The organism is Pseudomonas sp. NPDC087690 (assembly GCF_044743175.1).
Taxonomy (GTDB): domain Bacteria; phylum Pseudomonadota; class Gammaproteobacteria; order Pseudomonadales; family Pseudomonadaceae; genus Aquipseudomonas.
In genome coordinates this window covers 20,802-40,577 of the sequence record NZ_JBIUVX010000020.1, presented here as the reverse complement: position 1 = coordinate 40,577, position 19,776 = coordinate 20,802, and the positions used below count along the sequence as shown (strand labels likewise).

The following is a 19,776-nucleotide window of genomic DNA, read 5'->3' as shown; positions in this document are numbered from 1 at the left end:
CCGGCCTGAACAAGCGGCGCGCTTCACCAGAGGCGCCGCCGCGCTGCATCGAGAATCATCGTGCCCCCTCCTTCAGAACGCTTCACTCCCGCCCTCGGCCTCGGCAATCCACACCTGCAAACCTTGTGGGGACCGCTGTGGCGCAAAACCGTGCATATCGAACGCGAGCGCGAACGCTTGTGGCTTGAGGACGGCGACTTCCTCGACCTCGACTGGCATGGCCCGCACACGGCTGACGCGCCGCTGGTGCTGGTGCTGCATGGGCTGACCGGCTCTTCCAACTCGCCTTATGTAGCGGGTATCCAAAGGGCCTTGGCCGCGCAAGGCTGGGCCAGTGTCGCGCTGAACTGGCGCGGCTGCTCGGGCGAGCCGAATCTGCTGCCACGCAGCTATCACTCCGGCGCCAGCGAAGACCTCGCCGAGGCCATCAAACACCTGCGTGCGAAACGCCCCTTGGCGCCGTTGTATGCCGTCGGTTACTCCTTGGGCGGCAATGTGTTGCTCAAGCATCTGGGCGAAACCGGCAGCGCCAGTGGTGTGCTCGGCGCGGTGGCGGTGTCAGTGCCGTTTCGTCTGGATCAATGCGCCGACCGCATCGGCCAGGGGTTTTCCAGGGTTTATCAGGCGCACTTCATGCGCGAGATGGTCGCGTACATCAAAAACAAGCAACGGCAGTTTCAGCATGATGGTCGCGAGGATGGCCTGGCGGCGTTGGCAGCGCTCGGCTCACTGGAGAACATGCGCACGTTCTGGGATTTCGATGGCCGCGTGACCGCGCCGCTGCACGGTTTTAACGATGCCGAGGATTACTACCGGCGTGCGTCGAGCCGCTATTTCCTCGGCGAGATCCGCACGCCGACCCTGATCATTCAGGCGGCGGACGATCCGTTCGTGTTCCCGCACAGCTTGCCTGCGGAAAACGAACTGTCGGCGTCGACCGCCTTTGAATTGCAGGCACGCGGCGGACACGTTGGATTCGTCGACGGCTCAGTGCGCCAGCCAGGCTACTACCTCGAACGCCGTATCCCGCGATGGCTGGCCAGCGTGCCCGCATGAGCGACCAGGGCGAATCGATCCGATTCTGGCAATCGGCGCCGCTGCCCGGCGTCGAACTGTTGTCGGCGCGCTATATCGAACAGCGCTTCGCCCCGCATGTGCATGACGGTTTTGTGATCGGCATGATCATGGCCGGCGCTCAGCGTTATCGCTACCGCGGCGCCGAGCATCTGGCGGGCAGCGGGACGCTGGTGCTGATCAACCCGGACGAGTTGCACACCGGGCACAAGGGCACCGACGACGGTTGGCTGTATCGAGCCTTCTACCCGGATACCGGCAAGATTGTTTCGCTGCTGGGTGAACTTGAACTGTCCACGACAAGTTTGCCGGCATTCGGCGCCACGCTGTATCGCGACCCCGATCTGGTCAGCGGATTTGCACAATTGCACCGGTTGCTCGAAAGCCCTGCCACCGCGCTGCAACAGCAAACGGTGTGGCGCGAGATGATGTTGTTGCTGTTGCAGCGCCACGCGGCAGTGCGAGAAATCGGTAACCCCGGCAAGGAGCACCGCGCGGTGCTGATCGCCAAGGATCTGCTGCACACGCACTTGGCAGCGCCGCCGTCGCTGGAGGAGCTGGCCGCAGCGGTCAACCTGTCACCGTTCCATTTCGCCCGGGTGTTCCGCCGCGCGACTGGTATGCCGCCACACACTTGGTTGGTGCAGCAACGCATCGCTAAGGCGCGGGCACTGTTGCAGAGTGGTTGCTTGCCGCTGGAAGTCGCGACGCAGTTGGGGTTTGCCGATCAAAGCCACTTGAGCCGACAGTTCAAGCAGGCTTACGGCGTCGGGCCCGCGGCGTATCGCAGCGCCCGGATGGAAAGCTAAAAGATCGCAGCCTTCGGCAGCTCCTACAGGGAAATGCATTCCAATGTAGGAGCTGCCGAAGGCTGCGATCTTTTGATCTTATTCGCCGGTGGCGATGCCGCGAGCCGGCTCGTTGATCCATTCGCTCCACGATCCGGCATACAACGAAGCCAACGGATAACCCGCCAGGCACAACGCAAACAGGTTGTGACAGGCCGTCACCCCAGAGCCGCAATACGCAACCAGATCCGCTGGCGAACGTTCGCCGATCTTCGCGGCGAAACGCTGCTTGAGCTGATCGGCTGGCAGGAATCGTCCATCACTGGCGAGGTTGTCGGTGAACGCTGCGCATTGTGCTCCCGGAATATGCCCGGCCACCGGATCGATCGGTTCAACTTCACCCTTGAAGCGCGGCAAGGCCCGAGCATCGATCAACGTCAGCGCCGGCTGCCCGAGGCGCTTTTGCAATTTCTCGGCGCTGATCAACAAGCTCATGTCCGGCTGACCACTGAAGTTGCCACGGCTCACCGTCGGCGCATCCAGGCTCAGCGGCAAACCCGCCGCGTGCCAAGCCTTGAGTCCACCATCGAGAATGAACACGCCGTCACGTTTGCCCAGCCACGCCAGCAACCACCACGCCCGCGCCGCGTAGGCACCGGGTCCGTCGTCATACAGAACCACGTCGCTGTCGTTGTCGATTCCCCAAGCCTGTAAACGCTCGATCAACGCCGCCGACGGCGGCAGCGGATGCCGCCCGGTCACGCCCTTGACCACTGCGCCGCTGAGATCGCGCTCAAGATCGGCGAAGCTCGCACCGGCAATGTGCCCTTCGGCATAGCTGCGCTGCCCGTAATCCGGGTCTTCGAGGGCGAAACGACAATCGAGAATCACCAGCCCCGGCTGTTCCTTGCGGGCATCCAGCGTTTGCGGGCTGATCAGTTGCGCAATCGGCATAGCGGGCTCCTGTGGAGTTTCAACAGAACGGTTTATTTCACGTCTTCGAGGGCCTGGGCCAGCGGTACGTAAAACTCATCAAACAATGCGTTGACCTGTTCACGCGCCTCGTCAGTGACGAACCCGGCTTCGAGGACCAACACCTGATACACGCCACGTTTAACAGCTTGCTCGCTGAGGTGGTTGGAGTTTTCACGGGTGGTGCACAGAAAGCGCACCCATGACGTCAGGATGATCCACGCGTTGAGGGTCAGGGATTCGATCTGCACGCGATCCATCTTGAGGATTCCAGCGGCGACAAAGCCTTCGTAGATGGCGGCGCCTTGAATCACGCAGCGCTGGGAAAAGCGCCGGTAACGCGCAGCCAGTTCCGGATCGCTGTCGAGCAAATGTTCAAGGTCACGGTGCAGAAAGCGGTAACCCCACATCGCCGACAGCAGCTCCTTGAGATAGAAACGCTTGTCTTCAACCGTCGCGGCACGCCCCTGCGGCGGGCGCAGAAAGCTATCCACCAAGGCTTCGTACTCACTGAACAGCACGGCGATGATCGCCTGCTTGTTGGGGAAGTGGTAGTACAGGTTGCCCGGAGAAATCTCCATATGGGCGGCAATGTGGTTGGTGCTGATGCTGCGCTCGCCCTGCTGATTGAACAGCTCGAGGCTGTTCTGCACGATGCGCTCGCTGGTTTTTATTCGTGGGGCCATGGCTTGAGCTTTAATTCAGAGTGCGATGAGGGGCATCTTACGACCTATCCGTAAATGGATAAAACAAAGCTGCGCACGGAAGTCATTTGACTTTATAGAGCATAGACTCTAAAAAGTTCACCACTACAATAAATCCGGAGCCTACGATGACTGCCGACATTGCCTACCTGCAAACGCTGCAACAGCCACTGGAGGAGCTCAATCGGCTGTTCAATGCGCAACGGGCAGCGTATGCCGCCAACCCAATGCCGCCTGCCGCCCAACGCCAGCAATGGTTGAAGGCACTGCGCGATTTGTTGAGCAGTGAACGTCAGGCGTTGATCGAAGCCATCAGCGCGGATTTCAGCAACCGCAGCGCCGATGAAACCTTGCTCGCCGAATTGATGCCCAGCCTGCACGGCATTCATTACGCCAGTCGCCACCTCAAGGGCTGGATGAAACCCTCGCGGCGCAAGGTCGGCATGGCGTTCCAGCCCGCTGCGGCGAAAGTGGTTTACCAGCCGCTGGGCGTCGTCGGCGTCATTGTGCCGTGGAATTACCCGCTGTATCTGGCCATCGGGCCGTTGGTCGGCGCACTTGCGGCGGGCAATCGAGTGATGCTCAAACTCAGCGAATCGACCCCGGCCACCGGGCTGTTGCTCAAGGAATTGCTGGCGCGCATCTTCCCCGAAGATCTGGTGGGCGTGGTCCTCGGCGAGGCCGACGTGGGCGTAGCGTTCTCCCGCCTGCCGTTTGATCACCTGCTGTTCACGGGTTCCACCAGTGTCGGCAAGCACGTCATGCGCGCCGCGGCCGAAAACCTCACGCCCGTGACGCTCGAACTGGGCGGCAAATCCCCCGCCATTGTCTCCAGAGACGTGCCGCTGAAGGACGCTGCCGAACGCATCGCCTTCGGTAAAACCCTGAACGCCGGGCAAACCTGCGTCGCCCCCGATTACGTGCTGGTGCCGGAAGACCGTGTCGGCGGCTTCGTCGAAGCCTATCGTCAGGCGGTGCAAGGTTTTTATCCGAGCCTCAGCGACAACCCGGACTACACCGCGATCATCAATGACCGCCAACTGACCCGCCTCAATGGTTATGTCAGCGATGCCACCAGCAAGGGCGCGCTGCTGATTCCGCTGTTCGAGCAGGCTCAGGGCCGACGCATGCCGCACAGTCTGCTGCTGAATGTCAGCGACGACATGACCGTGATGCAGGACGAGATCTTCGGCCCGCTGCTGCCGATCGTGCCGTATCGCGATCTGGAGCAGGCATTTGCCTACATCAAACAGCGACCACGTCCTCTGGCTCTTTACTATTTCGGCTACGACAAAGGTGAGCAGACCCGCGTGCTGCACGAAACCCATTCCGGTGGGGTGTGCCTGAACGACACGCTGCTGCACGTGGCGCAGGACGACATGCCGTTCGGCGGCATCGGCCCCTCCGGCATGGGCCATTACCACGGTCACGAAGGTTTTCTGACCTTCAGCAAGGCCAAAGGCGTGTTGGTGAAACAGCGCTTCAACGCGGCCAGGCTGATTTATCCGCCGTACGGGACGTCGATCCAGAAACTGATCCAGAAGCTGTTCATTCGCTAAACATTTGTCATTGCCGGGTAATAACAATAATGCACCCAAGCCTGACCGAAACACCTGCGCTGTCGCGCCGTGGCCTGCTGAAATTCAGCCTCGGCGCCACGGCGTTCCTCGCCACTGCTGGCCTCGGCGCCAGCCTCAGCGGTTGTTCTTCCAACGTCGCAGCCAACGGCTTCATCACCTTGCGCGACGGCGATCTGCTGTTTTTGCGCGCACTGATACCAGTGATGCTCGAAGGCGCCGTGGCCACTGAAAAGATGCCGAACGCGATTGAAGGCACGTTGAAGTCGCTGGATTACAGCCTCAATCATCTGTCGCCGGAAATGCTCAAACTCACTCGCCAACTGTTCGACGTGCTCGGCATGGCCGTGACGCGCGGGCCGCTCACCGGGATCTGGGGCAGTTGGGAAAACGCCAGCCCTGAGGCGATGCGGCATTTTCTTGATCGTTGGGAGAACAGCTCACTGAGCCTGTTGCGCATGGGACATAGCTCGTTGCAGCAGATGGTGATGATGGCCTGGTACACCCGCGCCGAATCCTGGGGGCATTGCGGTTATCCCGGGCCGCCTACCGTCTGAAATCAGCGCAACGGCCTTCGCGAGCAGGCTCGCTCCCACATTGAAATGCATTCCCCTGTAGGAGTGAGCCTGCTCGCGATGAGGCCCGCCAGAACAACAAAAACAAGAGAACCTGATCGATGCCCGTACCCGACCCATTCCGCGAAGGCCTCGCCCGAGGCTGGAAAACCTACAACGGCGCACAACTGAGCGACGACCTGAGCCTGGAAGTCGACGTAGCAATCATCGGCAGCGGTGCCGGTGGCGGCACCACCGCGGAAATCCTCAGCGCCGCCGGCTACAAGGTTCTGCTGATCGAAGAAGGCCCGCTGAAGACCAGCTCCGACTTCAAGATGCTCGAAGATCAGGCCTACAGCAGCCTCTATCAGGAAGGCATCGGGCGCATGAGCAAGGACGGCGCGATCACCATCCTGCAGGGCCGCGCGGTCGGCGGCACGACGCTGATCAACTGGACATCAAGCTTTCGCACCCCGGAGCCGACTCTCGATCACTGGGCCAAAGAACACAACGTCAAAGGCCACAGCCCGGAGGAAATGGCACCGTGGTTCGAGAAAATGGAGCAACGCCTCGGCGTCGCACCGTGGATGGTGCCGCCCAATGCCAACAACGATGTGATCCGCAAAGGCTGCGAGCAGCTCGGCTACAGCTGGCACGTGATCCCGCGTAACGTGCGCGGCTGCTGGAACCTCGGCTATTGCGGTATGGGCTGCCCGACCAACGCCAAACAATCGATGATGGTCACCACCATTCCCGCGACCCTGGAAAAAGGTGGCGAGCTGCTCTATCTGGCCCGCGCAGAAAAACTGCTGATCAGCGACGACAAGGTCACAGGTCTGCAATGCGTGGCGATGGATGAACGCTGCGTCGAACCGACCGGGCGCACCATCACCGTCAAGGCACGGCATTACGTGCTCGCGGGCGGCGGCATCAACAGTCCGGCACTGCTGCTGCGCTCCGACGCACCGGATCCGCATAAAAACCTTGGCAAGCGCACCTTTCTGCACCCGGTGAACATGTCCGCCGCGCGCTTCGACGAAGTGGTCAATCCGTTTTACGGCGCGCCGCAATCAATCTATTCCGACCACTTCCAATGGAAGGACGGCACCACCGGACCGATGGCATTCAAACTCGAAGTACCGCCATTGCATCCCGCGCTGGCGGCGACGCTGCTCGGCGGTTTTGGCCAGGAGAGCGCGCAACACATGGCTGATCTGCCGCACACCCACGCCATGCTCGCGCTGTTGCGTGACGGCTTTCACCCGGACAGCAGTGGCGGCGCGGTCGAGTTGCGCGGCGATGGCTCACCGGTGCTCGACTACCAGGTTTCGCCGTACGCTTGGGAGGGTTTGCGCAAGGCCTTCCACGTCATGGCAGAAATCCAGTTCGCCGGTGGCGCGAAATCAGTGATGCCGATGCACGCCGACGCGCGTTACGTGAACACCTTGGCCGAAGCCCGCACGCTGATCGATGGCCTGAGCCTTGAGTTGTACCGCACACGCCTGGGCAGCGCCCACGTCATGGGCGGCTGCGCGATGGGCGAAGACCCGAAAAGCGCGGTCACCGACAGTCTCGGTCGTCATCATCAACTGGCCAATCTGTCGATTCACGACGGCTCGTTGTTCCCCACCAGCATCGGCGCCAACCCGCAGTTGTCGGTGTACGGCCTGACCGCGCAACTGGCGAGTGCACTGGCCGATCGGCTGAAAAACCCGTGAATATCCGGATTATTGCCATCGTCTATAGTGCTTTCTTACCCAACAGGCGACTTGGCCGACCGGGACGGCTGCGATACCATCCGACTCCCCAACGGACTCCCGCCAGGACGACGCGATGAACCGAGTGTTGTACCCAGGTACCTTCGACCCTATTACCAAGGGCCATGGCGATCTGGTCGAACGCGCCTCGCGCCTGTTCGATCACGTGATCATTGCGGTCGCTGCCAGCCCGAAAAAGAACCCGCTGTTCCCGCTGGAACAACGGGTTGAACTGGCTCGCGAGGTCACCAAACACCTGCCGAACGTGGAAGTGGTCGGTTTCTCGACGCTGCTCGCGCATTTCGCCAAAGAGCAGAACGCCAATGTGTTCCTGCGTGGTCTGCGCGCGGTGTCGGACTTCGAATACGAGTTTCAGCTGGCCAACATGAATCGCCAGTTGGCTCCGGATGTGGAGAGCCTGTTTCTCACCCCGTCCGAACGTTATTCGTTCATTTCTTCGACACTGGTGCGGGAAATTGCCGCATTGGGCGGCGATATCAGCAAATTCGTCCACCCCGCCGTGGCCGATGCCCTGACCCTACGCTTCAAGAAGTAGGAGCTGCCGCAGGCTCGGGCTGCGATCAGACGATCTTTGGCTTTTTGATCGCAGCCTTCGGTGCCCTTGATCGCGCCCGCGTGCACTGCGCTCGCCAATGCGGCACAATTGCGCGCATTGATTTATAGCGCCCGGGCCTGTCGCCCCGGCTGGAGTTAGCATGTCCCTGATCATCACCGACGATTGCATCAACTGCGACGTCTGCGAACCCGAGTGCCCGAACGCCGCCATCTCCCAAGGCGAAGAGATCTACGTGATCGACCCGAACCTGTGCACCCAGTGCGTCGGCCACTACGACGAACCGCAATGCCAACAGGTTTGCCCGGTGGATTGCATTCCGCTGGACGAGGCGCATCCGGAGACTGAAGAACAGTTGATGGACAAGTACCGCAAGATTACCGGCAAGGCCTGATTTTTCAGCGCCTGTACCGACGCCATCGCGAGCACGCTCACTCCTACATTGGAACGCATTTCAACTGTAGGAGTGAGCCTGCTCGCGATGAGGCCATCAGCCACACAGCAAAACCCTGATCAGCTCACTCGCGCTGCTCAAACCCCTCCCCGATACACCCCAGGCACCGCACAAAAGCGGCTTTCGCCGGATCCACCACCAGCGCCTGCCCCGCATCGCCCACCCCGCCACCCAGCGCGGTAAACGGCAACGACACGACAAACGCCCCCGCACCGATCACCGTCGCCACCACCAATAAAGGTCGGGCAATCAGCAAGTCGCCGATCATCGCGTAGGCCGGTGGATTCTGGATGGTGTAACGCGGATCACCGCTGCCGTTTTCCGTGGCCTGAACAGCCAGACTGGAACACAGCAGCAGCGTAACAACGAGGACTTGCAAGGACTTCATGGCACGATCCTTCGGGCTGAACAGTGAGACAACTCACTATAGACCGTAGGACTTTTTCAGCCGTTTGCCTCAGCTCTGGCAGCGCGGGCAGAACACACTGGCCCGCTGACCCAGCTTCACTTCACGCAGCCCGGTGCCACAGACCTTGCAGTGTTCGCCGCCACGGCCATAAACAAACAGCTCCTGCTGGAAATAGCCCGGCTGACCGTCACCACCAATGAAATCACGCAGCGTGGTGCCGCCACGCTCGATGGCAGCGGCAAGAATGCGTTTGATCTCGATCGCCAGCTTCAGATAGCGCCCCCGGGAAATGCCCCCGGCTTCACGACGCGGATCAATCCCGGCGGCAAACAATGCTTCGGTCGCATAAATATTGCCGACCCCGACCACCACTGCGTTGTCCATGATGAACGGTTTGACCGCCATCGAACGCCCGCGCGACAGCTGAAACAAGCGCTCGCCATCGAACAGATCGGTCAGTGGCTCCGGGCCGAGACGGATCAGCAATTCATGATTGAGTGGATCATTGCTCCACAACATCGCGCCGAAACGTCGCGGGTCGGTGTAGCGCAGCGCCAGTCCCGATTCCAGCTCGATGTCGACGTGCTCATGCTTCAACGCCGGCAACCCGACTTCGACCAGACGCAAATTGCCCGACATGCCCAAATGGCTGATCAACGTGCCGACTTCGGCGTTGATCAACAAATACTTGGCGCGGCGCTCAACCAGCACGATGCGCTGCCCCGACAGGCGCACATCGAGGTCGTCCGGGATCGGCCAGCGCAGGCGCCGGTCACGCACGATCACCCGGCTGACACGCTGGCCTTCCAGGTGCGGGGCAATACCCCGGCGGGTGGTTTCGACTTCCGGCAATTCAGGCATGGTGTTCTCGAATCAATGCGCGCCGAGGTCGCGGATCGTTTGTTTGAGGGTTTCGAAGTCGTAATCCGACAGTCCTACATAGTCGAGTACCAGCGGCCCGACGGCGTTCCATTCGAAATCTTCGGTCTGGTTGCCCAATACCCGATACGAAGCGCAAATGTGTTCGGCCATTTTCAGGATCGCCAACAGGTTTTTCATCTGGCTGTTGCGCGACGACTCATCGTTGAAGATCGCCAAGGCATTGTGGTGATTGGCGATGGCAGCGCTGACATGTTCCGGCAGGCGCCAGGACTTGGCGGTGTAGTAGCCAACCACCGCGTGGTTGGTGTTGAACTCGCTGTTCTCGGTGTCGACCACCCGACATTCGGCGCTGGCATTGGCGTAAGCCTTTTCCAGAACCGTCATGTAATTGGGGAACCGCTGCAGCATCAACGGCACGCCGCAATCGTGGAACAGGCCCAAGGCATAGGCTTCGTCCCCGGCCTGGGTACCGATGCGCTTGGCCAGCGTGAGGCAAGTCATCGCCACGTCCTGGGCGGTGTCCCAGAAACGGTTGAGCGTGACGATGGTGTCGTCGTTCATCTCGCCCTTGATCGACTGCGCGTTGATCAGATTGATGATCGAACGGCTGCCCAGGAGGTTCACCGCACGCTGAATCGAGGTGATCTTGTTGCTCAAGCCGTAATACGGCGAGTTGACGATTTTCAGCAGCGAGCCGGACAGGCCGGGATCCTGGGCGATCAGCTTGGCGATCACCTCCAGGTCCGGGTCGGGCATGTACTGCTCCATTTGCAGATCCACCATGATCTGCGGTTGCGCCGGCACACTGATGCCTTGCAGCGATTGTTGAATCTGTTCGGTGGTCAGCTCTTGGGACATAAGTACACACTCTGGGACAGGCGGCGATTCTAACCCCTGAAATCGCAGGGCGACACACCGATGGGCATATCGGCGGAACTTTCATTCAAGCTCAGGCTTCGGATTTTGTAGGGCGCAACGGGCAATTTCTGTCCGCTGTGCCAGCAAATTCCCGCAGACTCAGGAGCTTATCGATGACCACCTCACTCAACGGCAAGCGCGTCGCTTTTTTGGTAACCGATGGTTTCGAACAGGTTGAATTGACAGGTCCCAAGCAAGCGCTGGAGCAGGCTGGCGCGCAGGTCGACATCCTTTCCGCAGAAACCGGCAAGGTCAAAGGCTGGAATCACGACAAACCGGCGGACGATTTCCAGGTCGACCAGACGTTTCAGGGCGCCAGCAGCGAGCAGTACGACGCGATCGTCCTGCCGGGCGGCGTGCAGAACTCCGACACTATCCGCATCGATCAGGACGCCCAGCACCTGGTCAAGACCGGCGCCTCTGCCGGCAAACCGATCGCAGTGATCTGCCATGGCGGCTGGTTGCTGATCTCGGCAGGACTGGTCAACGGCAAGACCATGACCAGTTACAAGACGGTAAAGGATGACTTGGTGAACGCTGGCGCGCACTGGGTCGATAAAGAGGTGGTCAAGGATGGCAACCTGATCAGCAGCCGGCAGCCGGATGATATTCCGGCGTTCAGTCGCGAACTGATCGACGCACTGTCGGCGTAGCATTGGGGACCGCTTTCGCGAGCAGGCTCGCTCCCACAGAGGTCTTGTGACCGACACAAGACTAATGTGAGAGCGAGCCTGCTCGCGAAGAGGCGATCAGCGTTTCATCGCTCATCAAACCCGGCACAAGTCGCAACACGCTATACTCCCGCTCTTTTTTCCGGAGCGACGTCATGTCCCTGCCAAGCCTGCGCCTCAAAGCCAATGCCGACCGTCGCCTGCGCAACGGCCACCTGTGGGTCTACAGCAACGAAATCGATGTGGCCGCCACACCATTGCACGGCTTCAAGGCCGGCGATCAGGCGATCCTCGAAGCCGCCGGCGGCAAGACCTTGGGCATCGTTGCGATGAGCCCGAACAACCTGATCTGCGCCCGTCTGGTGTCCCGCGACATCAAGGTGCAACTGGACAAGTCGCTGCTGGTGCACCGTCTGAACGTTGCCCTGTCGCTGCGCGATCGCTTGTTCGACAAGCCGTTCTACCGCCTGGTCTACGGTGACTCCGATCTGCTGCCGGGTCTGGTGGTAGACCGTTTCGGCGACATCCTCGTAGTCCAGATCGCCTCGGCGACCATGGAAGCGCATAAAGATGACGTGATCGCAGCACTGACCCAAGTGCTCAAGCCAAGCGGCATCCTGTTCAAGAACGACTCCGCCGCGCGTGATGCCGAAGGCCTCAACCGCTACGTCGAAACCGTGTTCGGCCTGGTACCGGAGTGGGTTGCGCTGGAAGAGAACGGCGTGAAGTTCGAGGCCCCGGTCATCCAGGGTCAGAAAACCGGCTGGTTCTACGACCACCGCATGAACCGTGCACGCCTGGCGCCTTATGCCAAGGGTAAGCGCGTCCTCGACCTCTATAGCTATATCGGTGGCTGGGGCGTGCAGGCTGCGGCGTTCGGTGCCAGCGAAGTGTTCTGCGTCGACGCTTCGGCCTTCGCCCTCGACGGCGTTGAGCGCAACGCTGCGTTGAACGGTTTCGCCGACAAGATGACCTGCATCGAAGGCGACGTCTTCGAAGCCTTGAAAGAGCTGAAAGCCAGCGAAGAGCGCTTCGACGTAATCGTTGCCGACCCACCAGCGTTCATCAAACGCAAGAAGGACATGAAAAACGGCGAAGGCGCCTACCGTCGCCTGAACGAGCAAGCCATGCGCCTGCTCAACAAGGACGGCATTCTGGTCAGCGCTTCGTGCTCGATGCACCTGCCGGAAGACGATCTGCAGAACATTCTGCTGACCAGCGCCCGTCACCTGGATCGCAACATCCAGATGCTCGAGCGTGGCGGTCAGGGCCCGGATCATCCGGTGCACCCGGCCATCGCCGAAACCCGCTATATCAAAAGCATCACTTGCCGGCTGCTGCCTAACAGCTGATTGGCAAATCGACGGGGAGCCTTACGGCTCCCCGTTTGCGTTTACACGCACGCCCCCCTGCCTTTTTTAACGTCCAGCCTTTTACTTCCCACACCGGACTTCCGTTTGGCGTGCAGGAAATTTCCTTGCATCTTTTAACCATCTAACTTTATCCCACAAGTTCTTTCCAGCCTAAAGATGCATCCGACAAAATTACTGGAATTTTCCTACTTAATATCCGCTTGCCATTAATCCATTACAAACTATTATTGAGTTGTCACCACGAGGTGGCACTTACCAAAAATTGAACAAGGAGTTCACGTTATGAAAGTTATCTCTATGGAAGGCAACAAAATCGCAAACCTGGCTTTTCTCGTAGCGCCTAAAGCCCGCTAAGCAAGTCTAGACGCCGGAGAGTGCCGGCACTCCGGCGTCTTTCAGACTTTCAGACTTTCAACCAGAGAAGCCCCAACATGCATATCAATCCATACTTGTTCATCCTGCCGCGCACACCAACTCAAGTAGTCTGGAATTATAAAGACCATGTTCAGCACGAACTGGATTTCGACTATTCGTCACGCCTGACACAACTAATCAGCAACCCCGAACTATTCAATAGTCGAAACACCATAGACATACAACTATTGAATGCAGGGATATTAACCATTTCAGAAACCGACAATACGGAATGGGGTTGGGATGAGTTGTCGAAAATCTATCACATCGGCACACAGAACATTCCATGCAAACATATTCCGCAAAATATTCATGAGTGGAGCAGAGAATATCTGGACCACTGCAACGAAGTATTGGCTGACCCTCCGCCTCAAGCAGGACGTGTGCTCAAAAACTCCAGCGCACGCATTGCGCTGCCCACCCCGACCACACCCGGTCACGACAACCTGACCCACGTCCTGACCCAGCGAAAAACCTGTCGCTCCTTCACGGGAGCCGCCATTTCCCTCAGCGACGTCAGCTCATTGCTGTACCTGTCCTTCGGCTACCTGCGCGAACGCGACAGTTCTGCAGACGGCATTGCGGAAGGCCTCGACGCGCGACGCAGCAGCCCATCCGGGGGCGGCTTGAATGCCTGTGAGTGCTTTTTGCTGGCACAGAACATTGAGGGCCTGGACGCCGGTGTGTATGCCTACCACCCAGCCGAACATGTCCTTACCCCCGTGAGCCCATCGCCGCAATGCGCGCTCGGCCAACTACTCGGCGGGCAGCACTTCATCAACAACCTGCCGCTGGGCCTGTTCATCACCGCTCGCTTCGACAGGTTATGGTGGAAATACCAACACTCGCGCGCCTATCGCATGGCCTTCATCGAGGCCGGTCATCTCTCGCAAACCTTCCAGCTGGTCGCCACGGCGCTGGGCCTCAATACCTGGCTGACCGGCGCGTTCGCCGATGATCAGGTCGAGTCCTTGCTCAAGATCCAAGGCAGCGCCGAACAACCGTTGTTCTTTGTCGGCTGCGGTGAAAGCGATGGTCAGGCGATGTGTCAGGAAATGCTCGATCTGTTGCACGAGGAACAGGCATGAACGCGTCCCTTGTCGAACAGGAAGAGGCTCCGGCTTCCTGGGCGCTGCGCTTTACCCTCGGCGACTGGGACACTCGCGCTTCAGTGCGCACCCGTCAGCACGACCATCAATTACCCGATGACGTGCAGCAGCAGTTGCTGAGCCGTCACTGGTTTCCTCCGGCCTTTCTGCCGTATCTGGCCCACCCGGCCATCGTCGCCGCAGGTCGTGACGTCACCCATCGCCTGACAGCCAATCATCTGGTGCATTTTCTCGACTACACAACACTGCTCGAGCACCGCATCGTCAACCGCGCTGTCGAGGTTATTGTCCACGGCGAGCTGCCTGCCTTCGTGCCAGAACGCATGAAAACCGCCGCGCTCCAGCTCTATACCGACGAGGGCTACCATGCCCTGTTCTCCAACCGTCTCGCAGAACATATCGCCAGTCTGTACGGCTTCACCCAACGCCCGCAGATGCCACTGCGCATCAGCCGGCTGAATGCCCTGATCGCCCGCACTCCCGAAAACAACCGCACGCTGGCCTGGTTTCTGCTTGGCTTCGTTTCGGAAACCATCATTGCCCGCGAGTTGCTGGACGTCTGCCGCGATAGCCTGGTGTCCAGCGTCAATGACATGTTGCGTGATCACCTTGCAGACGAAGCCCGCCATAGCCGCTACTTCACTGAGGTGTTCCATTACCTGTGGCTGACGCTGAACACTCGTCAGCGCAGCTTTGCGGCCAGAACCCTGCTGAACGTTATCGATATTTTCTTTGAGGTCGACGAGCGTTGGTTGCGACAGAGCCTGCGCAGCAACGGCATCGCCGAGCCAGCCATCGATGAAATCCTCGTCAGCCTGACCCACGCGCAAGCCAAACGTCTGCGCACCAGGACGGGAGCCATCGCCACCCTCGACGCACTGAAAAAGGCCGGTTTTTTCGCATTGCCCAACAACCGAGAACTCTTTTCCAAGGCGGGACTGCTCGATGAGTGAAGGAAAACCTGCGGTCACTGCCCAGCAACGACGCGGCGCTGTCAGCCTGTTATTGGCGATGGTTCTGCTCGGCGTGTTTCCGCTGGATGTCCTGCTGCCGTCGTTCCCGGCCATGGCCGAGCACTTTCGCAGCAGCCCGGCGGATATAGCACTGTCGATCAGCCTGTTCGCCGTCGGCATTGCCTTTGCGCAATTGCTGATCGGGCCCCTGTCGGACGTGATCGGACGCAAAGGGCTGCTTCTCGCCGGCATGGCGGTGTCGATGCTCGGCGCGCTTGGTTGCACGCTGTCCAGCGATTACTCGCTGTTCCTGTTCTTTCGTCTGGTGCAGGCCCTGGGCTGCGGCTGCTTCGTGCTGTCCCAAGCGCTCGTGCAGGACCTGTTCGAAGGCGAGGAACGTGATCGCCTGCGCATCCTGATGGTCACGGCGACGGGAATTTTTATTTCAGTATCGCCATTGGCCGGCACCTTCCTGCAGGCCAGCCTCGGCTGGCGTGGCAGTTTCTGGGTGTTTGCCGCACTGGCGGCAGCTGTGCTTATCAAGGCGTGGCGCTTTCTGGACAACGGGCGGCCGGTCGCCAGCGTCAGCCCCGTCCAGTTCTTCAACGCTTACCGACGGGTGCTGGGGGACCGCGATTTCGTTGGCCTGTGGCTGATTTCGGCCTTCGCGTTCGCCTGCCACTTTTCCTTCATCGTGATTTCACCGCTGATCTTCATGAATCAATTGCAGCTGTCGCCCTACGACTTCTCAATGATCCTGCTGATATACGGTGCGGCTTACGTGGTCGGCGGCATTGTCGCCACCGTGCTCAGCCGGCGGATCACGCCCGGCCAGCAGATCGTTACCGGACTGAGCCTGATCCTGCTGTCGGGGCTGGCCATGCTGACGCTGTCGACCAACGTCGAACTGTCCGCCATCACCGTGCTGATCCCGATGTTGATCTGCACCGCTGGCACCACCATCGCACGCCCGGCAGCCACATCCCGGGCCATGGGCCTGTTTGCGGACATGGCAGGCACATCGGCCTCGGCGGGCAGCACGATCATCTTCATCTGTGGCGGCTTGATCAGCGCACTGATCAGCCTGAGCCCTGCCAATCTCCAGTCGATGCTCGGCTACTGCTTTGTGCTGCTCAGCGGCGTGGCGCTGGTACTGAACAGCCGCATCAGCGCGCGTGCCCGAAACCTTGAGGCCGCCATCATTCTGCGGCCGGGGGCGGATTGAACCTGCCGGTCGTCATCCCACAGACACCGTCGGCACTGCAACAACACTTTGCGCCATTCCCTCCAGACGCCAGCGGTGTAGAATCGGCTGATTCATCGCCATTCATCCCCCGGCGGGTTTATGAGCTCAGGCTGAGACCAGCGGCGATCCCGCAACGTCATCGGCAACTTCCGGACACACGGCCATTTCTGAGTGTTCCAGAGGTCAATAGAAGCTCACTCCCATTTAGTACCTGATTAGCCGCCCGGAGTGCTCCATGCCAGATTACCGCTCGAAAACATCCACCCACGGCCGCAACATGGCCGGCGCCCGCGCACTGTGGCGCGCCACCGGGATGAAAGATGACGACTTCAAAAAGCCGATCATCGCCATTGCCAACTCGTTCACCCAGTTCGTACCGGGCCACGTGCATCTGAAAGATCTGGGCCAACTGGTCGCCCGTGAAATCGAACGCGCCGGCGGTGTAGCGAAAGAATTCAACACCATCGCCGTGGATGACGGCATCGCCATGGGCCACGATGGCATGCTGTATTCGCTGCCGAGCCGCGAGATCATCGCCGACTCCGTCGAGTACATGGTCAACGCCCACTGCGCCGACGCCATCGTCTGCATTTCCAACTGCGACAAGATCACCCCGGGTATGTTGATGGCTGCCTTGCGCCTGAACATTCCGGTGATCTTCGTTTCCGGCGGCCCGATGGAAGCCGGCAAGACCAAACTCGCGTCCCACGGCCTCGACCTCGTCGATGCCATGGTGATCGCCGCCGACGAAAGCGCTTCTGACGAGAAAGTCGCCGAGTACGAGCGCAGCGCCTGCCCGACTTGCGGTTCGTGCTCAGGCATGTTCACCGCCAACTCGATGAACTGCCTGACCGAAGCACTGGGTCTGGCACTGCCGGGCAACGGTTCGACCCTCGCCACCCACAGCGATCGCGAACAACTGTTCCTGCAGGCCGGTCGTACCATCGTCGAGTTGTGCAAGCGTTACTACGGCGAGAACGACGAATCGGTGCTGCCGCGCAACATTGCCAACTTCAAGGCGTTCGAGAACGCGATGATGCTCGACATCGCCATGGGCGGTTCGACCAACACCATCCTGCACTTGCTCGCTGCCGCCCAGGAAGCCGAAATCGATTTCGACCTGCGCGACATCGACCGTCTTTCGCGCAGCGTTCCACAGCTGTGCAAAGTCGCGCCGAACATCCAGAAGTACCACATGGAAGACGTGCACCGTGCCGGTGGCATCTTCAGCATCCTCGGCTCACTGGCCCGTGGCGGTCTGCTGCACACCGACCTGCCGACCGTGCACAGCCGCAGCATGGAAGAAGCCATTGCCAAGTGGGACATCACCCAGACCACCGATGAAGCGGTGCATCACTTCTTCAAGGCCGGTCCTGCCGGTATCCCGACGCAGACGGCGTTCAGCCAGTCGACCCGTTGGGAAACCCTGGATGACGACCGTGAAAACGGCTGCATCCGCAGCTTCGAACATGCCTATTCGCAGGAAGGTGGTCTGGCCGTGCTCTACGGCAACATCGCTGTCGATGGCTGCGTGGTGAAAACCGCCGGTGTCGACGAGTCGATTCACGTCTTCGAAGGCAACGCGAAGATCTTCGAAAGCCAGGACAGCGCCGTACGCGGCATCCTCGCTGACGAAGTGAAGGCCGGTGACATTGTGATCATTCGCTACGAAGGCCCGAAAGGCGGCCCGGGCATGCAGGAAATGCTCTACCCGACCTCGTACCTGAAATCCAAAGGCCTGGGCAAAGCCTGCGCCTTGCTCACCGACGGGCGTTTCTCCGGTGGTACTTCCGGCCTGTCGATCGGTCACGCTTCGCCAGAAGCCGCTGCCGGCGGTGCGATCGGTCTGGTGCAAGATGGCGACAAAGTGCTGATCGACATTCCGAACCGCTCGATCAACCTGTTGGTCAGCGATGAAGAAATGGCGGCACGCCGCGCCGAGCAGGACAAGAAAGGCTGGAAACCGGTCGAGATTCGTCCACGCAAAGTGACCACCGCCCTCAAGGCTTACGCCTTGCTGGCGACCAGCGCCGACAAAGGTGCTGTGCGTAACAAAGCGATGCTTGAAGGGCTGTAAGCGTCAAATCGCGGCAACAAAAAAGCCCCGCCAAAGTGCGGGGCTGATCGTTCCCACGCTCTGCGTGGGAATGTCTCAAGGGACGCTCCGCGTCCAGTGACGCGGAGCGTCACGGGCTGCTCCCACGCAGAGCGTGGGAACGATCAAACGCATTCCAATTGTAGGAGTGAGCCTGCTCGCGATGGGAGCGACCCGGTCTTACTGAATTTCTTCAGGCTTGACGATCACCCAGTTCTTGTCCGCAGTCACCGGCAACCCTTCCTTCGCCTGCGCCGCCGCGTGCTTGGCCATCATGCCGTTGATTTGCGTCATGTACTTGTCCTTGCGGTTGATCCACAAGTGAATCCCGCCCTTGGCCACGTCGACATCGTGGAACAGCATGTAGCCGTCGCTGGTGGGCGTATCGCCGCCAACCAATACCGGTTTTTTCCACTCATCGATGTAGGTCAGGATGGCTGCGTGCTTGCCGGCCATCCAGGTCGCCGGGGTCCACAGGTATGGGGTCAGCTCCAGACCGAGGTTGGCCTTCTCGTCATATTTACCGGCGGTGATCTGTTTGCGCGCGGTGGTCAGTTCGCCGGTCTTCGGATCCTTGAGCAACATCGAAACGCCAATGACGTTCTGCGGTTTGACGTTGTAGCCATACTTCGGATCTGCCGCGACCATGCGCACCAACTCTTCAGAAGCGGCAGTCATCACGTAGACCTCGATGCCGTTCTCCATCAGCTTGTTGTACAGCTCTTGCTGGCCGGTGAAGATCTTCGGCGGATTGACGTCGAGCTTCTTGACCACATCGCCTTCGTAATAAGTCGCCGGCACCGGTTTGCCCGAAGCCATCAGCTCGTCGACGTAGCCTTTGAGTTCTTTGAGGGTGAAACCGGAAAACACCTGTGCCACCCACGGGTAGCAGACCATGTCGTCGACTTCGCAGAGACGATAGTAGTAGCTGAACAGGCTCTCCTTGTGGTCGGCGGTGTCCTTGAACGGCATCAGTTTCAGGGAGGGATCGAGCTTGTCGCGGGTAATCAGGCCCTTGTTTTCCATGAACGGCAGCAAGGACTCTTCGAGGTCGTAGCGGTAACTGGTGTTGTCCATGTCGAACACCGCGTAGTTACCCTTGTTGGCATTGGCGGCGATCATCGCGTCCAGCGCCTTGGCCTGATCCGCCGGCCAGTGTTTCAGGTCGGTGGCGAAGGCTTGAGTGGCCAGACCCATGCCCACAGCCAGTGCGACAGCCAGAAATTTCGGTGCAAACTTCATAAGCCTCTTC

At 59.9% G+C, this 19,776-nt stretch carries 19 protein-coding genes; 13 read left to right on the top strand and 6 right to left on the bottom strand.

Annotated elements, in window-relative coordinates:
- Window positions 1–60 precede the first annotated feature (60 nt).
- Both ACIPIZ_RS18570 and ACIPIZ_RS18565 read left to right on the top strand, forming a co-directional pair.
- Entirely contained in the window at window positions 61–1,056 is a 996-nt protein-coding gene (locus ACIPIZ_RS18570; protein WP_253481475.1) for a hydrolase, read from the top strand.
- The gene (locus tag ACIPIZ_RS18565; RefSeq protein WP_401166600.1) at window positions 1,053–1,883 is read left to right on the top strand and encodes an AraC family ligand binding domain-containing protein; all 831 of its coding nucleotides are present in this window, start codon (window positions 1,053–1,055) and stop codon (window positions 1,881–1,883) included. The genes ACIPIZ_RS18570 and ACIPIZ_RS18565 overlap by 4 nt, the downstream gene beginning before the upstream one ends.
- 78 nt (window positions 1,884–1,961) lie before the next feature.
- Here the strand turns inward: ACIPIZ_RS18565 and ACIPIZ_RS18560 are convergent, their stop codons facing one another.
- Window positions 1,962–2,816 carry a sulfurtransferase gene (locus ACIPIZ_RS18560; protein ID WP_401166598.1) on the bottom strand — a complete coding sequence of 285 codons (855 nt, stop codon included), beginning with the start codon at window positions 2,814–2,816 and terminating at the stop codon, window positions 1,962–1,964.
- Between the two features lie 32 nt (window positions 2,817–2,848).
- A complete protein-coding gene (locus ACIPIZ_RS18555) occupies window positions 2,849–3,520 on the bottom strand; it encodes a TetR/AcrR family transcriptional regulator (RefSeq protein WP_064388061.1) in 672 nt (223 codons plus the stop codon).
- Between the two features lie 146 nt (window positions 3,521–3,666).
- Between ACIPIZ_RS18555 and ACIPIZ_RS18550 the strand changes: the two genes are divergently transcribed.
- From ACIPIZ_RS18550 to ACIPIZ_RS18530, 5 genes are all read left to right on the top strand, one after another.
- Entirely contained in the window at window positions 3,667–5,097 is a 1,431-nt protein-coding gene (locus tag ACIPIZ_RS18550) for a coniferyl aldehyde dehydrogenase (RefSeq protein WP_401166595.1), read from the top strand.
- 29 nt (window positions 5,098–5,126) lie between these two features.
- Complete coding sequence (locus ACIPIZ_RS18545; protein ID WP_105704585.1) at window positions 5,127–5,672, top strand: twin-arginine translocation pathway signal protein; 546 nt, start codon at window positions 5,127–5,129, stop codon at window positions 5,670–5,672.
- A 119-nt stretch (window positions 5,673–5,791) separates the two neighbouring features.
- Window positions 5,792–7,387, top strand: coding sequence for a GMC family oxidoreductase N-terminal domain-containing protein (locus tag ACIPIZ_RS18540; RefSeq protein ID WP_401166591.1), 1,596 nt, complete (start codon window positions 5,792–5,794; stop codon window positions 7,385–7,387).
- A gap of 115 nt (window positions 7,388–7,502) precedes the next feature.
- Complete coding sequence (gene coaD, locus ACIPIZ_RS18535) at window positions 7,503–7,982, top strand: pantetheine-phosphate adenylyltransferase (RefSeq protein ID WP_003229157.1); 480 nt, start codon at window positions 7,503–7,505, stop codon at window positions 7,980–7,982.
- 160 nt (window positions 7,983–8,142) lie between these two features.
- Window positions 8,143–8,394, top strand: a complete 252-nt coding sequence (locus ACIPIZ_RS18530; protein WP_017734768.1) for a YfhL family 4Fe-4S dicluster ferredoxin — start codon at window positions 8,143–8,145, stop codon at window positions 8,392–8,394.
- Between the two features lie 124 nt (window positions 8,395–8,518).
- On the opposite strand, the gene ACIPIZ_RS18525 is transcribed toward ACIPIZ_RS18530, so the two are convergent.
- The 3 genes from ACIPIZ_RS18525 to ACIPIZ_RS18515 all read right to left on the bottom strand — a co-directional run bounded on the left by ACIPIZ_RS18525 (window position 8,519) and on the right by ACIPIZ_RS18515 (window position 10,549).
- Complete coding sequence (locus tag ACIPIZ_RS18525; protein WP_064388057.1) at window positions 8,519–8,842, bottom strand: hypothetical protein; 324 nt, start codon at window positions 8,840–8,842, stop codon at window positions 8,519–8,521.
- 69 nt (window positions 8,843–8,911) lie between these two features.
- The gene (gene mutM / locus ACIPIZ_RS18520; protein WP_064388056.1) at window positions 8,912–9,724 is read right to left on the bottom strand and encodes a bifunctional DNA-formamidopyrimidine glycosylase/DNA-(apurinic or apyrimidinic site) lyase; all 813 of its coding nucleotides are present in this window, start codon (window positions 9,722–9,724) and stop codon (window positions 8,912–8,914) included.
- 12 nt (window positions 9,725–9,736) lie between these two features.
- Window positions 9,737–10,549, bottom strand: a complete 813-nt coding sequence (locus ACIPIZ_RS18515; protein WP_177330936.1) for an HDOD domain-containing protein — start codon at window positions 10,547–10,549, stop codon at window positions 9,737–9,739.
- 227 nt (window positions 10,550–10,776) lie between these two features.
- On the opposite strand from ACIPIZ_RS18515, the gene ACIPIZ_RS18510 reads away from it, so the two are divergent.
- From ACIPIZ_RS18510 to ilvD, 6 genes are all read left to right on the top strand, one after another.
- The gene (locus ACIPIZ_RS18510; protein WP_064388054.1) at window positions 10,777–11,316 is read left to right on the top strand and encodes a type 1 glutamine amidotransferase domain-containing protein; all 540 of its coding nucleotides are present in this window, start codon (window positions 10,777–10,779) and stop codon (window positions 11,314–11,316) included.
- 173 nt (window positions 11,317–11,489) lie between these two features.
- Window positions 11,490–12,686, top strand: coding sequence for a class I SAM-dependent rRNA methyltransferase (locus ACIPIZ_RS18505; RefSeq protein ID WP_105704587.1), 1,197 nt, complete (start codon window positions 11,490–11,492; stop codon window positions 12,684–12,686).
- A gap of 452 nt (window positions 12,687–13,138) precedes the next feature.
- The gene (locus tag ACIPIZ_RS18500; RefSeq protein WP_401166585.1) at window positions 13,139–14,209 is read left to right on the top strand and encodes a SagB family peptide dehydrogenase; all 1,071 of its coding nucleotides are present in this window, start codon (window positions 13,139–13,141) and stop codon (window positions 14,207–14,209) included.
- Entirely contained in the window at window positions 14,206–15,183 is a 978-nt protein-coding gene (locus ACIPIZ_RS18495; protein ID WP_401166583.1) for a diiron oxygenase, read from the top strand. The genes ACIPIZ_RS18500 and ACIPIZ_RS18495 overlap by 4 nt, the downstream gene beginning before the upstream one ends.
- A complete protein-coding gene (locus tag ACIPIZ_RS18490; protein WP_401166580.1) occupies window positions 15,176–16,408 on the top strand; it encodes an MFS transporter in 1,233 nt (410 codons plus the stop codon). Before ACIPIZ_RS18495 ends, ACIPIZ_RS18490 begins: the two co-directional genes overlap by 8 nt.
- Window positions 16,409–16,664: 256 nt before the next feature.
- On the top strand, window positions 16,665–18,506 hold the full coding sequence (gene ilvD / locus ACIPIZ_RS18485) for a dihydroxy-acid dehydratase (protein ID WP_064388049.1): 1,842 nt from the start codon (window positions 16,665–16,667) through the stop codon (window positions 18,504–18,506).
- A gap of 198 nt (window positions 18,507–18,704) precedes the next feature.
- Here the strand turns inward: ilvD and ACIPIZ_RS18480 are convergent, their stop codons facing one another.
- Window positions 18,705–19,766, bottom strand: coding sequence for a phosphorylcholine phosphatase (locus ACIPIZ_RS18480; protein ID WP_105704592.1), 1,062 nt, complete (start codon window positions 19,764–19,766; stop codon window positions 18,705–18,707).
- Between the last annotated feature and the right edge of the window lie 10 nt (window positions 19,767–19,776).

What these genes read in the sequence shown, in the direction of transcription:
- ACIPIZ_RS18505 (WP_105704587.1), top strand. Translation starts at nt 11,490, where the DNA reads ATGTCCCTGCCAAGCCTGCGCCTCAAAGCCAATGCCGACCGTCGCCTG.
- ACIPIZ_RS18500 (WP_401166585.1), top strand. Translation starts at nt 13,139, where the DNA reads ATGCATATCAATCCATACTTGTTCATCCTGCCGCGCACACCAACTCAA.
- coaD (WP_003229157.1), top strand. Translation starts at nt 7,503, where the DNA reads ATGAACCGAGTGTTGTACCCAGGTACCTTCGACCCTATTACCAAGGGC.
- ACIPIZ_RS18530 (WP_017734768.1), top strand. Translation starts at nt 8,143, where the DNA reads ATGTCCCTGATCATCACCGACGATTGCATCAACTGCGACGTCTGCGAA.
- mutM (WP_064388056.1), bottom strand. Translation starts at nt 9,724, where the DNA reads ATGCCTGAATTGCCGGAAGTCGAAACCACCCGCCGGGGTATTGCCCCG.
- ACIPIZ_RS18560 (WP_401166598.1), bottom strand. Translation starts at nt 2,816, where the DNA reads ATGCCGATTGCGCAACTGATCAGCCCGCAAACGCTGGATGCCCGCAAG.
- ACIPIZ_RS18495 (WP_401166583.1), top strand. Translation starts at nt 14,206, where the DNA reads ATGAACGCGTCCCTTGTCGAACAGGAAGAGGCTCCGGCTTCCTGGGCG.
- ACIPIZ_RS18550 (WP_401166595.1), top strand. Translation starts at nt 3,667, where the DNA reads ATGACTGCCGACATTGCCTACCTGCAAACGCTGCAACAGCCACTGGAG.
- ACIPIZ_RS18540 (WP_401166591.1), top strand. Translation starts at nt 5,792, where the DNA reads ATGCCCGTACCCGACCCATTCCGCGAAGGCCTCGCCCGAGGCTGGAAA.
- ilvD (WP_064388049.1), top strand. Translation starts at nt 16,665, where the DNA reads ATGCCAGATTACCGCTCGAAAACATCCACCCACGGCCGCAACATGGCC.
- ACIPIZ_RS18565 (WP_401166600.1), top strand. Translation starts at nt 1,053, where the DNA reads ATGAGCGACCAGGGCGAATCGATCCGATTCTGGCAATCGGCGCCGCTG.
- ACIPIZ_RS18510 (WP_064388054.1), top strand. Translation starts at nt 10,777, where the DNA reads ATGACCACCTCACTCAACGGCAAGCGCGTCGCTTTTTTGGTAACCGAT.
- ACIPIZ_RS18525 (WP_064388057.1), bottom strand. Translation starts at nt 8,842, where the DNA reads ATGAAGTCCTTGCAAGTCCTCGTTGTTACGCTGCTGCTGTGTTCCAGT.
- ACIPIZ_RS18555 (WP_064388061.1), bottom strand. Translation starts at nt 3,520, where the DNA reads ATGGCCCCACGAATAAAAACCAGCGAGCGCATCGTGCAGAACAGCCTC.
- ACIPIZ_RS18480 (WP_105704592.1), bottom strand. Translation starts at nt 19,766, where the DNA reads ATGAAGTTTGCACCGAAATTTCTGGCTGTCGCACTGGCTGTGGGCATG.
- ACIPIZ_RS18490 (WP_401166580.1), top strand. Translation starts at nt 15,176, where the DNA reads ATGAGTGAAGGAAAACCTGCGGTCACTGCCCAGCAACGACGCGGCGCT.
- ACIPIZ_RS18545 (WP_105704585.1), top strand. Translation starts at nt 5,127, where the DNA reads ATGCACCCAAGCCTGACCGAAACACCTGCGCTGTCGCGCCGTGGCCTG.